Origin of the sequence: Streptomyces sp. BBFR102 (genome assembly GCF_051397025.1) — a bacterium.
Lineage (GTDB): Bacteria > Actinomycetota > Actinomycetes > Streptomycetales > Streptomycetaceae > Streptomyces.
The window spans coordinates 271,653-287,439 of the sequence record NZ_CP195757.1 but is presented as its reverse complement, the minus strand read 5'-3'; the positions used below and the strand labels follow the sequence as shown (position 1 = coordinate 287,439).

Annotated in this window: 14 protein-coding genes; 7 read left to right on the top strand and 7 right to left on the bottom strand. The window is 74.3% G+C overall.

Annotated elements, in window-relative coordinates:
- Window positions 1–44 precede the first annotated feature (44 nt).
- The 3 genes from ACSLIC_RS01305 to ACSLIC_RS01295 all read left to right on the top strand — a co-directional run bounded on the left by ACSLIC_RS01305 (window position 45) and on the right by ACSLIC_RS01295 (window position 3,939).
- Window positions 45–1,130 (top strand): S-(hydroxymethyl)mycothiol dehydrogenase, encoded by a 1,086-nt coding sequence (locus tag ACSLIC_RS01305; protein ID WP_436735823.1) that lies wholly within the window; start codon window positions 45–47, stop codon window positions 1,128–1,130.
- Window positions 1,130–1,759 carry an MBL fold metallo-hydrolase gene (locus ACSLIC_RS01300; RefSeq protein WP_436735822.1) on the top strand — a complete coding sequence of 210 codons (630 nt, stop codon included), beginning with the start codon at window positions 1,130–1,132 and terminating at the stop codon, window positions 1,757–1,759. The genes ACSLIC_RS01305 and ACSLIC_RS01300 overlap by 1 nt, the downstream gene beginning before the upstream one ends.
- A gap of 176 nt (window positions 1,760–1,935) precedes the next feature.
- Window positions 1,936–3,939, top strand: coding sequence for an NAD-binding protein (locus tag ACSLIC_RS01295; RefSeq protein ID WP_436735821.1), 2,004 nt, complete (start codon window positions 1,936–1,938; stop codon window positions 3,937–3,939).
- A 33-nt stretch (window positions 3,940–3,972) separates the two neighbouring features.
- On the opposite strand, the gene ACSLIC_RS01290 is transcribed toward ACSLIC_RS01295, so the two are convergent.
- The 3 genes from ACSLIC_RS01290 to ACSLIC_RS01280 form a co-directional block, all read right to left on the bottom strand.
- Window positions 3,973–4,449: a VOC family protein gene (locus ACSLIC_RS01290; protein ID WP_436735820.1), complete on the bottom strand. Its 477-nt coding sequence runs from the start codon at window positions 4,447–4,449 to the stop codon at window positions 3,973–3,975.
- A gap of 384 nt (window positions 4,450–4,833) precedes the next feature.
- Window positions 4,834–5,751, bottom strand: coding sequence for a zinc metalloprotease HtpX (htpX, locus tag ACSLIC_RS01285; RefSeq protein WP_436735819.1), 918 nt, complete (start codon window positions 5,749–5,751; stop codon window positions 4,834–4,836).
- 146 nt (window positions 5,752–5,897) lie between these two features.
- Window positions 5,898–7,040 (bottom strand): S1 family peptidase, encoded by a 1,143-nt coding sequence (locus ACSLIC_RS01280; protein ID WP_436735818.1) that lies wholly within the window; start codon window positions 7,038–7,040, stop codon window positions 5,898–5,900.
- 237 nt (window positions 7,041–7,277) lie between these two features.
- Between ACSLIC_RS01280 and ACSLIC_RS01275 the strand changes: the two genes are divergently transcribed.
- Window positions 7,278–8,126 carry a DUF4389 domain-containing protein gene (locus ACSLIC_RS01275; RefSeq protein ID WP_436735817.1) on the top strand — a complete coding sequence of 283 codons (849 nt, stop codon included), beginning with the start codon at window positions 7,278–7,280 and terminating at the stop codon, window positions 8,124–8,126.
- On the opposite strand, the gene pspAB is transcribed toward ACSLIC_RS01275, so the two are convergent.
- From pspAB to cobF, 4 genes are all read right to left on the bottom strand, one after another.
- Window positions 8,113–8,715, bottom strand: a complete 603-nt coding sequence (gene pspAB, locus ACSLIC_RS01270; protein ID WP_436735816.1) for a PspA-associated protein PspAB — start codon at window positions 8,713–8,715, stop codon at window positions 8,113–8,115. The two genes, ACSLIC_RS01275 and pspAB, sit on opposite strands and share 14 nt — an antisense overlap.
- 295 nt (window positions 8,716–9,010) lie before the next feature.
- Complete coding sequence (locus tag ACSLIC_RS01265; protein WP_436735815.1) at window positions 9,011–9,763, bottom strand: sulfite exporter TauE/SafE family protein; 753 nt, start codon at window positions 9,761–9,763, stop codon at window positions 9,011–9,013.
- 102 nt (window positions 9,764–9,865) lie between these two features.
- The gene (locus ACSLIC_RS01260) at window positions 9,866–11,212 is read right to left on the bottom strand and encodes an MBL fold metallo-hydrolase (RefSeq protein WP_436735814.1); all 1,347 of its coding nucleotides are present in this window, start codon (window positions 11,210–11,212) and stop codon (window positions 9,866–9,868) included.
- Window positions 11,213–11,387: 175 nt separating this feature from the next.
- Window positions 11,388–12,155 (bottom strand): precorrin-6A synthase (deacetylating), encoded by a 768-nt coding sequence (gene cobF / locus ACSLIC_RS01255; RefSeq protein WP_436735813.1) that lies wholly within the window; start codon window positions 12,153–12,155, stop codon window positions 11,388–11,390.
- A gap of 336 nt (window positions 12,156–12,491) precedes the next feature.
- On the opposite strand from cobF, the gene ACSLIC_RS01250 reads away from it, so the two are divergent.
- The 3 genes from ACSLIC_RS01250 to ACSLIC_RS01240 are packed head-to-tail and all read left to right on the top strand — an operon-like array spanning window position 12,492 to window position 15,762.
- Window positions 12,492–13,694 (top strand): PP2C family protein-serine/threonine phosphatase, encoded by a 1,203-nt coding sequence (locus ACSLIC_RS01250; protein ID WP_436735812.1) that lies wholly within the window; start codon window positions 12,492–12,494, stop codon window positions 13,692–13,694.
- Window positions 13,691–15,322 carry a sensor histidine kinase gene (locus ACSLIC_RS01245; protein WP_436735811.1) on the top strand — a complete coding sequence of 544 codons (1,632 nt, stop codon included), beginning with the start codon at window positions 13,691–13,693 and terminating at the stop codon, window positions 15,320–15,322. Before ACSLIC_RS01250 ends, ACSLIC_RS01245 begins: the two co-directional genes overlap by 4 nt.
- Window positions 15,319–15,762: a response regulator gene (locus tag ACSLIC_RS01240; protein WP_436735810.1), complete on the top strand. Its 444-nt coding sequence runs from the start codon at window positions 15,319–15,321 to the stop codon at window positions 15,760–15,762. Before ACSLIC_RS01245 ends, ACSLIC_RS01240 begins: the two co-directional genes overlap by 4 nt.
- Window positions 15,763–15,787 lie beyond the last annotated feature (25 nt).

Sequence of the window (15,787 nt, the reverse complement as noted above, 5' to 3'; positions counted from 1 at the left end):
GACGGCGCCACCGCGCCGCACGACGAAGAGGAGAGGCACCAGAGATGGCACAGCACGTGCGGGGCGTCATCGCCCGCGCCAAGGGCGAGCCCGTGGAACTGACGACGATCGTGGTGCCCGACCCCGGGCCCGGCGAGGCGGTCGTCGACATCCAGGCGTGCGGCGTCTGCCACACCGACCTGCACTACCGCGAGGGCGGCATCAACGACGACTTCCCCTTCCTCCTCGGCCACGAGGCGGCGGGCGTCGTGGAGTCGGTCGGCGAGGGCGTCACCGAGGTCGCCCCCGGCGACTACGTGATCCTCAACTGGCGCGCCGTCTGCGGCCAGTGCCGGGCCTGCAGGCGCGGGCGCCCGCAGTACTGCTTCGACACGCACAACGCGAAGCAGAAGATGACCCTCCTGGACGGCACCGAGCTGACCCCGGCCCTCGGTATCGGCGCCTTCGCCGACAAGACCCTGGTCGCCGCCGGGCAGTGCACCAAGGTCGACCCGGCCGCCTCCCCGGCCGCCGCCGGGCTGCTCGGCTGCGGGGTGATGGCCGGCATCGGTGCCGCCATCAACACCGGCGGCGTCGGCCGCGGCGACTCGGTCGCCGTCATCGGCTGCGGCGGCGTCGGCGACGCGGCTGTCGCGGGCGCCCGCCTCGCCGGGGCCCGCCGGATCATCGCCGTCGACATCGACGACCGCAAGCTGGAGAAGGCCCGTTCCGTCGGTGCCACCCACACCGTCAACTCCCGCGAGAGCGACCCCGTCGAGGCCATCCGCGAACTCACCGACGGCTTCGGCGCCGACGTGGTCATCGAGGCCGTCGGCCGCCCCGAGACCTACCGCCAGGCGTTCTACGCCCGCGACCTGGCCGGCACCGTCGTCCTGGTCGGCGTCCCCACCCCCGAGATGAACATCGAGCTTCCCCTCCTCGACGTCTTCGGCCGCGGCGGCGCCCTCAAGTCCTCCTGGTACGGCGACTGCCTGCCCTCCCGGGACTTCCCGATGCTGATCGACCTCTACCTCCAGGGGCGGCTGGACCTCGACGCGTTCGTCACCGAGACCGTCGGCCTGGACGACGTCGAGGAGGCGTTCGCCCGGATGCACCGCGGCGACGTGCTGCGCTCGGTGGTGGTCCTCTGATGGCCGCCCGCATCGAACACCTCGTCACCAGCGGCACCTTCTCGCTGGACGGCGGCACCTGGGACGTCGACAACAACGTCTGGATCGTCGGCGACGACACCGAGGTGATCGTGGTGGACGCCGCCCACGACGCGGACGCCATCGCGGCCGCCGTCGGCGAGCGGAAGCTCGTGGCCATCGTCTCCACCCACGCCCACGACGACCACATCGACGCCGCCCCCGCCCTCGCCGACCGCTACGGCGCGCCGATCCTCCTCCACCCGGACGACCTCGGCCTGTGGGACGCCACCCACCCGGCCCGCCGCCCCGACGCCGACCTCGCCGACGGCCAGCAGATCACCGTCGCCGGAACCACCCTGACGGTGCTGCACACTCCCGGCCACAGCCCGGGAGCCGTCAGCCTCTACGCCCCCGAGCTGCACACCGTCTTCAGCGGCGACACGCTCTTCCAGGGCGGCCCCGGCGCCACCGGGCGCTCCTTCAGCGACTTCCCCACCATCGTCGCCTCGATCCGGGACCGCCTGCTCACCCTCCCGGAGGCCACCGTGGTCCGCACCGGCCACGGGGACACCACCACCGTCGGCGAGGAGGCCCCCCACCTCGACGAGTGGATCGCCCGCGGCCACTGACCCGCGTCAGGCGGTCACCGGCCGCCGCACCCGTCCCAGGCAGGCGCCCGCTCCCCGTCCGGGGGCGGGCGTCCGGGTTCGCGCGGACCGGCGCGCCCTGTTCCCCACACACCCCTCACGCACCCCAGGCACTCGGAGACCACCCCCGCGCGCCCCCGATGGGGCACCCTGGCCACGTGTCCTTCACCTCGACCCCGTCGTCCCTTCTGCCGAGCCAGCCCCCGCCCGCCGCCCCGCACATGGTGGTCTGCGGGGACGACGCGCTCGCCCAGCGGCTCGCCGCCGAACTCGCCGACGTCTACCGGGTCCACGCGGTCCTGCTGACCCCGGCCGGCTCCGAGAGCCGCAGCCCCGGCCTGCCCGGCGCCACCCGCCCACCGGGCCGCGCCTCGCTGCTGCTCGGCCGCGTCTCCTCCGTGATGAGCCGCAACGGTGGTGGCGCGGAACCGGGGAGCGCCCCCACCACGCCGCCCGCCCCGCAGGGCGCCCGACGGCCCGGCCAGGTCCGCGTGGTGGACGCCCCGGCCCCCGACGACGAGGCGTTCGCCGTGGCCCGCGTCCACACCGCCGAGGCGCTGGCCCTCGTCTACGACGACGACGAGACCAACATCCACGCCGCCCTGCGCGCCCGCCGCCTCAACCCCCGGCTGCGGCTGGTGATCCGCCTCTACAACCGCAAACTCGGCCAGCACCTCGAAGAACTCCTCGAACAGGCCGCCCACCTGGCCGGACTGGAGGACGTCGACGCCGGTGTCACCGTCATGTCCGACGCCGACACCGCCGCCCCTGCCCTCGCCGCGGCCGCCGTCGCCGGGTCGAGCAAGGTCGTCGAGGCCGACGGCATCCTGCTGCGTGCCGCCGAACGCGACCCCTCCCTCCCGCGCCGCCCGGGCGACCCGCCCCCGGTCACCCTCGCCCTGCTCTCGGCCACCGTCAGCGACCCGGCCGGCTCCGAGGGCTCCGACAGCGACGGCGACACCCCCACCCTGCTCCCCGACGACACCGACGTGGCCGGCTCCCGGAGCCGGGCCACCGTCGTCCTGGAACGCGTCGGCACCAGCGTGCCGCAGCTCCCGCGCCGCCGCCTGCGCGGCCGCGGTGCCCCGCTCGGCTCGCTCTTCTCCCGGCAGCTGCGCTGGTCGGTGGCGGGGCTGGTGGCGGCCGTCTGCTGCCTGGCGGTGGTCGCGATCGTCACCACCGACGAACGCCCGCTGCACGCCATGCACATGACGCTGCTGGACCTGCTGGCGATCAACGAGCCGGCCGTCGAGGAGGGCGAGGTCCTCACCCGGAAGATCCTCCAGCTCCTCGCGTCCGTCGTCGGCATGCTGCTCCTGCCGTTCCTGCTCGCCGCCGTCCTGGAGGCGCTCGGCACCTTCCGCACCGCCACCCACCTGCGCCGCCCGCCGCGCGGACTGAGCGGCCACGTGGTCCTGCTGGGGCTCGGCAAGGTCGGCAGCCGGGTGCTGAGCCGCCTGCACGAGATGGAGGTGCCGGTGGTCTGCGTGGAGGAGGACCCCGAGGCCCGCGGCATCGCGCTGGCCCGGCGGCTGCGGGTGCCGACCGTCATCGGCGACGTCACCGAGGAAGGCGTCCTGGAGGCGGCCAAGATCCACCGGGCCCGCGCGCTGCTCGCCCTCACCAGCATCGACTCGACCAACCTGGAGGCCGTCCTCTACGCCCGGGGTGTCAAGCAGGACCTGCGGGTGGTGATGCGGCTCTTCGACGACGCCTTCGCGACCGCCGTCTACCGCACCCTGCGCGCCGCCCACCCTCAGGCCCGCACCCGCAGCCGCAGCGTCTCCACCCTCTCGGCACCGGCCTTCGCGGTCGCCATGATGGGCCGCCAGATCCTCGGCGCCGTCCCCGTCGAGCGGCGCGTCCTGGTCTTCGCCGCGCTCGACGTCGCAGGCCACCCCGAGTTCGAGGATCGCACCGTCGAGCAGGCGTTCCGCCCCGGCTCCTGGCGCGTCGTCGCCCTCGACGCCGCCCGGCCCGACGAGCGCCGCGACCACCTCGGCGCGGTGCCGGGGGAGCGGCGCCCGCCCACCCTGGTCTGGGACATCCACCCCGGGTACGTCCTGCGGGCCCAGGACCGGGTGGTCCTGGTCGCCACCCGGCAGGGCCTCGGCGAACTGCTGGGCCGGCAGGGACTGACCGACCCGGCCGGCCGCGCCTGACCGTGCGGTGCGGCCGGCTGGGCGGTATGCCGCTCAGACGCCCGCGGCGGCGTCCCGCAGCGCCTGGATGTCGAGCTTCTTCATGCCCAGCATGGCCCGGGTGGCGCGGGCCGCGGCCTCGCGGTCGGCGGAGGCGAGCAGCTCGGCCAGCGCCCGGGGCACGATCTGCCAGGACAGCCCGTACTTGTCCTTGAGCCAGCCGCACTGGACCGCCTCGCCGCCGTCGGCGGTCAGCGCCTCCCAGTAGCGGTCCACCTCCTCCTGCGTCTCGCAGTCCACCGAGAGCGAGATCGCCTCGGTGAAGGTGAACTCCGGTCCGCCGTTGATGGCGACGAACTCCTGGCCCGCCAGCTGGAAGGCGACGGTGACGACGGAGCCCGGCTCGCCGGGGCCCGCGTCGGTGTACCGCTCGACGCCCAGGACGCGGGAGTCCTCGAAGAGGGAGGTGTAGAAGGCCGCTGCCTCCTCGGCCTGCCCGTCGAACCAGAGGGTGGTGGTGATCTTCTGCATGGCGCGCTCCCGTGCGTTCGGCTCCTCCCGGCCGCCGGCGCGGGAGGCGGGGCCGCGGCGGCCCCCTCTCAGGTATGGACCGTGCGGGCCCCGCCGATTCATCGAGGCAGCCGTTCGGCGGGTGCCGGTGGCCTGGCGGTGGCGTGGTGCAGGAGGTGGTTGAGCCGAATGTCGGCGCGCCCCGGGTGACGCGTCGGGGCCGGGGCGGAGAGCGTGATCACGGTGTGCCGCCCCGGGTGGCGACGTCCTCGGCATGGGCAACACCTGGTCCCCCTCGCCAGTCCACCCGGGCCTGGCCCGCGAGTACGGCGCCCGGTCCGTCCACGCCGCCGGGAACGGGCTCGGCCTTCCCCGCGCCGTCGCCCCCGACGGCTTGCCCGGACGTCAGGGCCTCCCCAGCTCCCGCCCGATCTTCCGCAGCTGCTCCAGCCGCTGCTCCAGCGTCGGGTGGGAGGAGAAGAGCCGGGCCATGCTCGTCCCCGAGGAGAAGGCCGGCACGAAGTAGAACGCGTTGTACGGCTCGGCCTCGCGCAGGTCCCGGGTCGGGATGCGGCCCATCTGCCCGGTGATCTTCGTCAGCGCCGAGGCCAGCGCCGCGGGCCGACCGGTCAGCAGCGCCGCGCCCCGGTCGGCGGACAGCTCCCGGTACCGCGACAGCAGCCGCGTCAGCAGGAACCCGACCGCGTAGACCACGGCGCTGACCAACGGGATCAGCATGACGAGCAGGCCCGCCTGGTTGTTGCCCCCGCGTCCGCCTCGGGCCAGGCCGCCCCAGAGGGCCACCCGGGTGATCACCCCGGCCAGTACGCCGAGGAACGAGGCGATCGTCATCACCGCCACGTCCTTGTGGGCGACGTGCGACATCTCGTGCGCCAGGACGCCGTCCAGCTCCTCCGGCTCCAGCCGCCGCAGCAGCCCCGTGGTGACGCAGACCATGGACGTCTTCTCGCTGCGGCCGGTGGCGAAGGCGTTCGGCACGTCGCTGTCGGCGATGGCCACCTTCGGCTTCTCCATGTCGGCCAGGGCGCAGATCCGGTCCACCGCCCCGTGCAGCTCCGGCGCCTGCTCCCGGGTGACCTGCCGTGCCCCCATCCCGTAGGCCGCGATGGAGTCGCTGAACCAGAACTGGGCCACGAAGAGCCCGCCGACCAGGAGCACGATCAGCGGCCAGGAGCCGCGCGCCACCGCCAGCAGCACCCCCACCAGGACCACGTACAGCAGCCCGATGAAGAACATCGTCATGACCATGCGCGCGGTGAGCCCCCGGTCACCCGCGAACCGTGATCCCCGCCGACCAGCCATCGGAGCACCTCTCACCGGCTGACAACTCTTTCCCCCCATTCTCTCCTCACCGGCGCGAAACGTGCTGAACCGGCCCACAGGGGAACGTGCGCGGCCCCACGCGCGGCGGGGAGCCGGGCACGGGGGCCACGTCGTCGTGCGGAGGGTCAGGCCGTGTGCAGGGTCAGCCCGTACCGGTTCAGGATCTCGTTGACCGGCTGGTACCAGGTCTCCCCGCCGCTGGAGCAGTTGCCCCAGCCGCCGGAGGTGACGCCCTGGGCCTGGTCGCCGCTGATGAAGGAGCCGCCCGAGTCGCCGCCCTCGGCGCAGACGCTGGTCTTCGTCATCTCGTGGACCGCGCCCTCGCTGTAGTTCACGGTCTCGTTCTTGGCCAGCACCGTGCCGCAGTGCCAGTGCGTGGTGGAGCCGGAGCGGCAGATGGAGGCGCCGACCGGCGCCTCCGCCGAGCCGCGCACCAGCTGGTCGGAGACGGTGCCCCAGCCGAGCACGACCGGCACGGTCCACCAGCCGTTGCCGACGCTCACGTACGCGTAGTCGTTACCGGGGAACGAAGAGCCCTGGAAGGAACCGATCGCGCTGCGGTCCCAGCCGCTGACACCCTGGCCGGTGGGGCCGCAGTGGCCGGCGGTGACGAAGCCGCCGTGCACCGAGAAGCCGATCGAGCACCGGACGTTGCCCGTGTAGTACGGGTCCCCGCCGACGGTGCCCGCCGCGAAGGTCTGCGGCGCCGCCGCCACCGTCTCGACCTCGACGGGGCCGGCCGCCTGCGCCCGCTCCACGAAGCCGCGCACCGCCCGCCCGTCCGCCTGGCCCTCGACCACGCTGACCACGACGCTGTTGGCCTGCGGGTCCACCCGCCAGCCGGCCACACCCCGCGGCGCGTCCAGGGCGTCGATCCGCTCCTTCGCGGCGTCCAGGGTCTTCGCGCTGTGCTCGACCAGCTGGACCGAGGCGCCCGCCTCCGTCACGGCCCCCGCGGCGGCGCGGTCGCTGACCGCCACCACCAGGGCGCTGGTCCCGGCGTCGAACCAGGAGCCGCCGTACGCGGCGCCGGCCGCGCGCTCGGCCTTCTTCTCGACCGCGGCCGCCTCCTTCTCGGCGGCCAGGCGCGCCTTCGCCTCGGCCGGGGTGAGGCCGAGGTCGCGCTCCATCCCCGCCAGCACCGCGCTGGAGGCGGCGGGCGCGGGTTCCGGTGCGGCGCTCGCCGCGGGGGTCAGGCCGAACGCGGCCCAGCTGCCGGCGAGCAGCAGGGAGGACAGGCCGATGCGTGCTGCGGTGGTGCGTCTCACGAGGGGAACCTTTCGTCGGTCCAGCGAAGTGGGGTGGGGACGGAGGTGGTGAGAGCGCTCTCCATCAGGCTCGGCAGGAGCTTAGAAGCGGCAATTGGGCATGTCCATACCAAGATTCGGCCGGATCGGCGGCCGTGCCCGCCACCCCCTCACCCGCCTGAGCCGCCCCCGCTTGCCCACCCCCTCCCGCGCCGGAATCCTGATGACCTACGCCGATCAGGCCGGGAGCGAGGCGCCATGACCGAAGGTCCGCGGGCGGAGCCGGTGCGGCCTTCCGCACCACCGGAGCGCCTGCCGCAGCTCGACATCCCCGCACCGGGTCCGCAGCGCCGCCTCACCGTCTTCTTCCGGCTCCTGCTGCTCCTCCCGCACTTCGCCGTGCTGTTCTTCCTGCACATCGCCGCGTGGTTCGCGACGATCGCCACCTGGTTCGCCGCCCTCGCGACCGCCCGCGTCCCCGGCCCGCTGTACCGCTTCCTGTCCGGCTGCCTCGGCTGGGCGACCCGGGTGGACGCTGCGGCGATGCTCCTGGTCGACCGGTACCCGCCGTTCGCTCTGCACGCCCCCGGCCATCCGGTACGTGTCGAGGTCGGCGGCGACCGGCTCAACCGCCTCGCCGTCCTCTTCCGCCTGATCCTGATGGTCCCGGCGGTGATCGTGCAGGCGCTGGCCCTTACGGGCTGGTGGACGCTGGGTCCCATCTGGTGGCTGATCGTGCTGGTCGGAGGCCGTGTCCCGCAGCCCCTCTTCGAGGCGTCCGCCGCCGTTCTGCGCTTCCGCGTGCGCACCGGCGCCTACGCGATGATGCTGACCCCCGCCTACCCGAAGGGCTTCTTCGGGGACCGCCCGGGCGCCCTGGGCACCGACGCCGAGGAGGCCGAGGAGGTCGGCCGGGTCACCGAGAACCTCGGCGCCTCGGGGTCTGCCACCCGGCCGCTGGTCCTGGGGACACCGGCCACCGTGCTGCTGGTGGTCTTCCTCCTCGCCGGGCTGGCGGTCGGCGCCTCCGGCTCCACCACCTCGTACACCGACGGCGACGATCCCGGACGCGAGCCCAGCCCCACCCCCGCCGTCACGGGCCGCTGAGCGCCGGACTGTTCCACAGCGGGTACCAGCGGCCGAGATCCGTCTCCAGCGGCAGCTCGTGCTCCAGCGCCCCCTGGACGCGCAGCTCCAGCGCGTTGTCGCGGCGGTCGGCGGCGCGAGGCGCGAACGGGTAGAAGGTGCCGCGCTTGTAGAGGTAGACGAGGCCCAGCGGCCGGCCCGCCTCCTCGCTGTCGGCCGGGCCGGTGAAGCCGACGAGGGAGCAGAGGAGCTGCGGGCCCCAGCCGTGGTCCTGGAGCATGCTGTTGATCGTGTGCAGGTCGTTGACGAGGGCCGCAAGGTCGCCCGGGGGCTGCTCGACCTGGAGCCAGGTGTAGCCGTACCGGTCCTGGCTGTACTGGACCGGCTGTCCGCCCTGGGCGGTGTCGGTGTCCAGCAACTCCCTGATCTCCTGCTTCAGCCGCGCGAACTCGCCGCCCTCGACCCCGGTGAAGCAGACGGCCCCCCGGCCGGTGGGGGTGTAGCCGGTGGCCGCCTGGAGTTCCAGAGCGGCCGAGGGCAGGGCGAACCAGTCGTCCAGGTTGGGCTGGATCTGCTTGCGGCGGCCGAAGAGGGCGTCGAGGAATCCCATGGGGCGATCTTCCGGGATCCGCACGGTGTTCCCGCCGCGACGTGCCGGTCAGGCGTGGCCCGGCCCGCACGCCGGACCGCCAAGGGCGGCGAGGACGGCGGGGTGGGCCACCGGGCCCCGGCGGGGGAGAGGGGGGCGCCGTCGGGCGCGCCCGGTGAAGGCGGCGTACGGGCCGCCGGGGAGCGCGCCTGCCGTCGCCGCCTCGTCGGCCCTCGCTCGCATCCACCCGCCCCGGGCCGTGGACGGCGCGGGTGGAGGTGGGGACGTTCCGCCCCTTCGGTTCCGTGCGCCGGGGTCAGCGCAGGACGAAGGCGTCCACCAGCATCAGCGCGGCCACGGCGAGCAGCGCCGTTCCGAAGACGCGCTGCAGGGCGCGTCCGGAGATCCGGGAGGCCAGGCGCCGCCCGTCCCAGGCGCCGAGGACGGCGGCGGCGGTGAAGGGTCCGACCACCGTCCAGTCCAGCCCCGAGAGCGTTCCGCCCCGGGCCGCGAGGGAGGCGGTGGAGGTCAGGGTGATGACGAGCAGGCTGGTGCCGACCGCCGCCCGCATCGGCAGCCCGACCACGCGCACCAGAGCGGGTACCCCGAGGAATCCGCCGCCCACCCCGAGCAGCCCGGTCACCGCGCCCAGCCCTGCTCCGGCCCCGGCCGCGCGCGCGGCGCTCGGGGCGCCGGCGGCGGGGGCGTCGTGGCGGGCCCGCAGCATGCCGGCGGCGGCGACGGCGGCCAGCACGGAGAAGGCGGCGGTGAGCAGGGCCTCGGGCAGCCGGGCGGCGAGCAGGCCGCCGCCGACGGCCGGGAGGAGTCCGGCGGTGGCGAAGAGCAGCCCGGGCCGCCAGCGGACGTTGCCGTCGCGGCCGTGGGCGTACAGCGAGGTGGCGGTGGTGATCGCGACGATGACCAGGCTCGCCGTGGTCGCCTCCACGGGGGAGAAGCCGAGCAGGTAGACCAGGGCCGGCACGGCCAGGACGCTGCCGCCGCCGCCCATGCCGCCGAGGGCGAGGCCGACCACCGCTCCGGCCAGCAGGGCGAGGATCACGGCGCTCATGCCGCACCCCCGGAGGGGGTGGACGGGAGCGGGGGACGGCCGGGGTGGGACATGGCGGGGGCAGCTCCGTTCGTGCGGTGGTGCGGTGGTGCGGGGCCGGGCTCAGGCGACGGTGAGCCCGGCGGCCTCGGCGTTGTCGAGGGAGTCGTCCACGGCGACGACCTCGTGGCCCGCCGCGTCCAGCAGGGAGGCGGCGATCGCGGCGCGCATTCCGCCGGCGCAGTGCACCCAGACCGGCCCCTCGGGCAGTTCGTCCAGACGCCGGGCCAGCGTGTGGAGCGGGATGTGCAGGGAGCCCTCGATCCGGCGGCCGGCCCGCTCGCTGTCGCGGCGCACGTCAAGAACGGCGGCCGGCCGCTCCTCGGCCAGCGCGGCGAAGGCGGCGCGCCGGAAGGAGGCGGGGGCGGTGCCCGGCAGCAGCCAGTCGGCCGGGCCGCCGGTCGCCGCGGCGGCGGGGCGGTCGATGCCGACCCGGACCAGTTCGCGCTGGGCCTCGGCGAGCTGGGCGGGGCTCTCGGCGAGCAGGGTGACGGGCTTGCCCCAGGGGATGAGCCAGGCCAGGTAGGTGGCGAGCTGCCCGTCGGCCTCGAAGTTGTAGGTGCCGGGCACGTGCCCCTCGGCGAAGGCGACCCGGTGGCGCAGGTCCACCACCCACTCGCCGGCGGCGAGGCGCTCGGCAAGCGTGGCCGGGTCGGCGGTGGCGGGCGGGGTGAGGTCGACGGGGGCGGGGCCGGCACTGTTCACGGGACCCATGTGGGCGTAGTAGGCCGGGACGTCGTCGAGGGCGGCCAGCAGTTCCGCCACGAAGGAGTCGGCGTCCTTGACCAGCGCCTCGTTGGCCGTCCGCTCCCGGCCTACGGTGCTCCGCTCGCCGCCGGCCTGCGCCGAGGAGCAGAAGCTGCCGAAGCCGTGGGTCGGCAGGACGGCCGTCGCGTCCGGCAGCGTGTCGGCGAGGCGGTGCGCGGAGGCGTGCTGGGCGCGGGCCAGCTCCTCGGTGAGCCGGGGTTCCACGAGGTCGGGGCGGCCGACGGTGCCGATCAGCAGGGAGCCGCCGGTGAACGCGGCCACGGGCGTGCCCGCCTCGCTCAGGACGTACGCCGTGTGGTGCGGGGTGTGGCCGGGGGTGGCCACGGCCTGCAGGGTGAGGTCCTGGTCAACGGTGGCGGTGTCGCCGTCGTGGACGGGGGTGCGGGGGAAGGAGACCCGGGCGGCGGCCGGGACGAGGTACTCGGCGCCGGTGACCCGGGCCAGCTCCAGCCCGCCGGTGACGTAGTCGTTGTGCACGTGGGTCTCGACCACCAGGGCGATGCGCACGCCTCGCCGTGCGGCGGCGGCGATGATCTGGTCGATGTCGCGCGGGGGGTCCACCGCGACGGCGGTGGTGGCGCCGCCCGCCAGGTAGTGGCGGTTGCCGAGACCGGGTATCGCGATCGTTTCGACGAAGAACATGCTGCTCACTCCCTGCTTCGCGGAACTATTACCCCCCGGGGTATCCGTTTTCACCGTAACAGATGCCCCCGGGGGTATCGGGTCGACGGCTCCCGGAGGGCGGAACGGCCGTCCGGCCCGGCCCGTGGGGCGCGGGCGGGGCCGGACGGCCGGGGCGCGGTGCGGGCAGCGGGGATCAGCCGCGCCGCAGGAGGTAGGTGTCCATGATCCAGCCCTTGCGCTCGCGCGCCTCCGCACGCAGTTCCGTGATGCGGTCGGCGACCTCGCTCAGGCGGCCTGAGACCAGGATCTCGTCGGGCGTGCCCACGTAGGCGCCCCAGTGGATGACCGGGTCCTCGGCCAGGTGGTGGCGGTACGCCTGCTGGGCGTCGAGCATCACCACCAGGTCGTCCACCCCCTCCGGCCACCCCTGCGCCAGCCGCCGGCCGGTGGTGAACTGCACCGGACGGGCCACCCGGTTGAGCCCCGTGCGGTGCCGTGCCAGGAGCGCCGAGACGCTGCTGATGCCGGGGATCACCTCGTGGCCGAAGCTCACCCGGCCGCGCTCCAGGATCTCCTCCAGGATGCCGAGGGTGGAGTCGTAGAGCGCCGGGTCGCCCCAGACCAGGAAGGCGCCCGTGCCGTCCTCGGGCAGCTCGTCGGTGATCATCCGCTCGTAGACGTCGGCACGGCGGCTGCGCCAGTCCTCGACCGCCTCGGTGTACGCGGCGGTGCCCGCGCTCCGGTCCCGGTCGCGGTCCGGGTCCCGGGCCTCCACCAACCGGTACGGGCGGTCCCCGGCGTGCTCCGCCAGGATCTCGTGGCGCAGCCGCAGCAGGTCCGCCTTCTCCTCGCCCTTGTCGAGCAGGAAGAACACGTCCACCCGCCGCATCGCCTTCACCGCCTGAAGGGTCAGCTGATCCGGATCTCCCGATCCCATGCCGATGACATAGATGTTGCGCACCCGACCGAGTCTGCCGTACGCCCGCCGTGCCCGGCCGCCCGCCCCCGAGGCCCCGCGCGCGCCCGGCCGCGGTGATCGCGATGCCCCCCGTGACCGCCGGCGGGCCCCTCGTCCCGGTTTGGCCGAGTGAGTCCGGACACAGTGCGCCGGGCCCGCCCCCTGCCGTGGCCGGATGTGCCCGCCCGGGCTCCGCACGGGGGGCGTACGCCCGCGCCCCTGTCGCATATGCTTCCCGCCGGTGGCGCCGCACGCGCGTGTCACAGGTGAGTGAGGGGGTGGAGCGCAGCCGTGCTGCTCCCGCAGGTGATGCCGCCTCCTTCGAGGACGGCAGGAACGATGGACCCACTGAACGGCACCGGACCGGTCGACGGCTCCCTCAGGGCCGTCGACGCCGTACTGCTTCTCGTCGAGGACGACCCCGGCGACGCGCTCCTGCTGGAGGAGACGCTCGCCGACAGCGACCTCGACGCCGAACTCGTCAGCGTCCGCACCCTCGCCGAGGCCCAGAACTACCTGGCAGACTGCGACCGCCTGGTGTGCGTCCTGCTCGACCTGCACCTCCCGGACGTGCACGGCCTCGACTCGGTGACCCGCATCGTCCACTCCGCCCCCGACGCCGCCATCGTCGTGCTGACCGGGCTCGCCGAGTCCGAGGCGGGGCTCGCCGCCGTCGCCACCGGTGCCCAGGACTACCTCGGCAAGGGCCACCTCGACCCCGAGACCCTCAGCCGCGCCGTCCGCTACGCCCTCCAGCGCAAGCAGGTCGAACGCGCCGCCGCGGCCCTGCGCGCCAACGAGCGGATAGCCCAGGAGAACGCCCGCCTCGAACGCGGCCTGCTGCCCGTCCCGCTGCTGCACGGCGAGGACTTCGGCGCGGCCGCGCGCTACGAGCCCGGTCGCGCCCACGGCCTGCTCAGCGGCGACTTCTACGACGTCGTGCAGACCGCCGACGGCGCCGTCCACGCGGTCATCGGCGACGTCTCCGGCCACGGCGCGGCCGAGGCGGCGCTCGGCGTCTGCCTGCGCGTCGCCTGGCGCACGGCGGTGCTGTGCGGCACCGGGCAGTTGGAGAAGGTCCGGCTGCTGGAGGAGATCCTCGTCGCCGAGCGCTCCGACCCGCACGTCTTCGCCACCGTCACCCTTCTCGTCTTCCCGCCCGACCGCCGCTCGGTGCGGGTGGTCCGCGCGGGGCACCCCGGCATGCTGATCCGCTCCGGCGCCACCGTGCGCCAGGTGGAGACACCCGGCGGCATGGCCCTCGGGCTGCTGCCCGGCCGGGGGGAGTGGCCGCAGGGGCAGGTGGAACTGCCGGACGGCGGCCACGTCGTCCTCTTCACCGACGGCCTCTTCGAGGGGCGCACCGGCCCCGACACCCGCCTCGGCGAGGAGGGGCTGCTGGAACTGGCCCTGCGCAACGCCGCCCTGGAGCCCACCGCCTTCGTGGACGCCCTCGTCGACGGCGCCGCCGAGGGGGCCGCGCCCTTCGGCGGCCTCGCCGACGACGTCGCCGTACTCCACCTCGGATGGGGGAAGGCGTGAGCCCCGCCCGCAGGACCCTCCAGGAGCGCCTCTCCGTCCAGGGCTGGGTCCGGCTGGTCCTGGTGTCGATGGTGGTCGTCGTCCTCGGCTGCACCGCGGTCGTCGGCGTGCTGCTCTCCCGTACCAACGACCGGACCAACGAACTGGTCGACCGCATCCAGCCCGCCCGCTCCATCGCCTTCCAGCTCCAGAAGTCGCTGCTGGACCAGGAGACCGGGGTCCGCGGGTACGCCCTCACCGGTGACACCTCCTTCCTCACCCCCTACGAGGAGGGCCGCGACGGCGAGCGTGAGCAGATCGCCCGCATCGAGCGGTACGTCGGCGGTGACGCCCGCTTCGCCGAGGACGTGGACCGCATCGAGAAGGCGGCCGCCGACTGGCGCCGCGAGCAGGCCGAGCCGCTGATCGCCGCCGTCCGCGAGGACGGCCCGCAGGCCGCCACCGCCGTCGACGTCACCGAGAGCAAGCTCCAGTTCGACTACATCCGGGACCTCTTCGACGCCCAGCAGAGCCACCTGGAGGAGGCCCGCTCCGCCACCCGGGCCGAACTGAACGAGTCCCGTTCGGTCCGCGACATCGTGCTCGTCGCGGTCCTGGCCGCCTTCGTCCTCGCCGTGGTCGTCCTCGCGCTGCTCCTGCACCGCATGGTCGGCCGCCCCCTGGACAGCCTGCTGGTCGCCTCCGAACGCGTCCGCGGGGGCGACTTCGAGCGCCGCATCGAGGTGGGCGGCCCCTCCGACCTCCGGGCCGTCGGCGCCGCCGTCGAGGCGATGCGCCGTCGCCTGGTCGAGGAACTGGTCGCCGCCCGGGACCGCGAGGCGCAGCTCTCCGGCCAGGCCGACGAACTGCGCCGTTCCAACGCCGAGCTGGAGCAGTTCGCCTACGTCGCCTCGCACGACCTCCAGGAGCCGCTGCGCAAGGTCGCCTCTTTCTGCCAGCTGCTGGAGAAGCGGTACAGCGCCGAACTCGACGACCGGGGCCGCCAGTACATCGACTTCGCGGTCGACGGAGCCAAGCGGATGCAGGTCCTCATCAACGACCTGCTCACCTTCTCCCGCGTCGGCCGGGTCGGCGACGCCTGGCAGCAGACCTCGCTCGACGCCGCGCTCGACCGGGCTCTGGGCAACCTGGAGCTGGCCGTCGAGGAGAGCGGTGCCGCCGTCGTCCGCGACGCCCCCCTGCCGGAGGTCAGCGGCGACCCCACCACCCTCGCCATGCTCTGGCAGAACCTCCTCGGCAACGCCCTGAAGTTCCGCCGCCCCGACGTGCCGAGCCGGATCGTCGTCGACTGCGTCCGCGAGGACGACGAGACCTGGCACCTGTCGGTCACCGACAACGGCATCGGGGTCGCCCCGGAGTTCTCCGAGAAGGTCTTCGTGATCTTCCAGCGGCTGCACGCCAAGGACGCCTACGGCGGCACCGGCATCGGCCTGGCCCTCTGCCGCAAGATCGTCGAGTTCCACGGCGGCCGGATCTGGCTGGAGCCGGTCACCGGCACCGGCGAGGACGGCCACGCCGGCGAGGTCCGGGGCACCCGCGTCCACTTCACCCTGCCCGCCGCCGCCACCGACTCGCGCTCCGACCTGCTCACCCCCGCCACCACCAGCCTCCCGGGAGACGGCCAGTGACCACCCCCGCCCAGCCCATCGAGGTCCTGCTCGTCGAGGACGACCCCGGCGACGAGCTGATGACCCGCGAGGCGTTCGAGGACAACAAGATCCGCAACACCCTCCACGTCGTCCGGGACGGTGAGGAGGCCCTCGACTTCCTCTACCGGCGCGGCGCCCACCCCGACGCCCCCCGCCCCGACCTGATCCTGCTCGACCTCAACCTCCCCAAGTACGACGGCCGGCAGGTCCTCGCGCAGATCAAGGCGGACGCGGAACTCGCCCTCATCCCGGTCGTGGTGCTCACCACCTCCTCTGCCGAGGAGGACATCCTGCGCAGCTACAAGCTGCACGCCAACGCCTACGTGACCAAGCCCGTCGACCTGGACCAGTTCATCGCGGCGGTCAAGCAGATCGATGACTTCTTCGTCACGGTGGTCCGGCTCCCGGGCCGCTCCTGACCCCTCCTCCCGCCGGGTGACACCT

What these genes read in the sequence shown, in the direction of transcription:
- ACSLIC_RS01305 (WP_436735823.1), top strand. Translation starts at nt 45, where the DNA reads ATGGCACAGCACGTGCGGGGCGTCATCGCCCGCGCCAAGGGCGAGCCC.
- ACSLIC_RS01300 (WP_436735822.1), top strand. Translation starts at nt 1,130, where the DNA reads ATGGCCGCCCGCATCGAACACCTCGTCACCAGCGGCACCTTCTCGCTG.
- ACSLIC_RS01290 (WP_436735820.1), bottom strand. Translation starts at nt 4,449, where the DNA reads ATGCAGAAGATCACCACCACCCTCTGGTTCGACGGGCAGGCCGAGGAG.
- htpX (WP_436735819.1), bottom strand. Translation starts at nt 5,751, where the DNA reads ATGGCTGGTCGGCGGGGATCACGGTTCGCGGGTGACCGGGGGCTCACC.
- ACSLIC_RS01275 (WP_436735817.1), top strand. Translation starts at nt 7,278, where the DNA reads ATGACCGAAGGTCCGCGGGCGGAGCCGGTGCGGCCTTCCGCACCACCG.
- pspAB (WP_436735816.1), bottom strand. Translation starts at nt 8,715, where the DNA reads ATGGGATTCCTCGACGCCCTCTTCGGCCGCCGCAAGCAGATCCAGCCC.
- ACSLIC_RS01265 (WP_436735815.1), bottom strand. Translation starts at nt 9,763, where the DNA reads ATGAGCGCCGTGATCCTCGCCCTGCTGGCCGGAGCGGTGGTCGGCCTC.
- ACSLIC_RS01260 (WP_436735814.1), bottom strand. Translation starts at nt 11,212, where the DNA reads ATGTTCTTCGTCGAAACGATCGCGATACCCGGTCTCGGCAACCGCCAC.
- ACSLIC_RS01250 (WP_436735812.1), top strand. Translation starts at nt 12,492, where the DNA reads ATGGACCCACTGAACGGCACCGGACCGGTCGACGGCTCCCTCAGGGCC.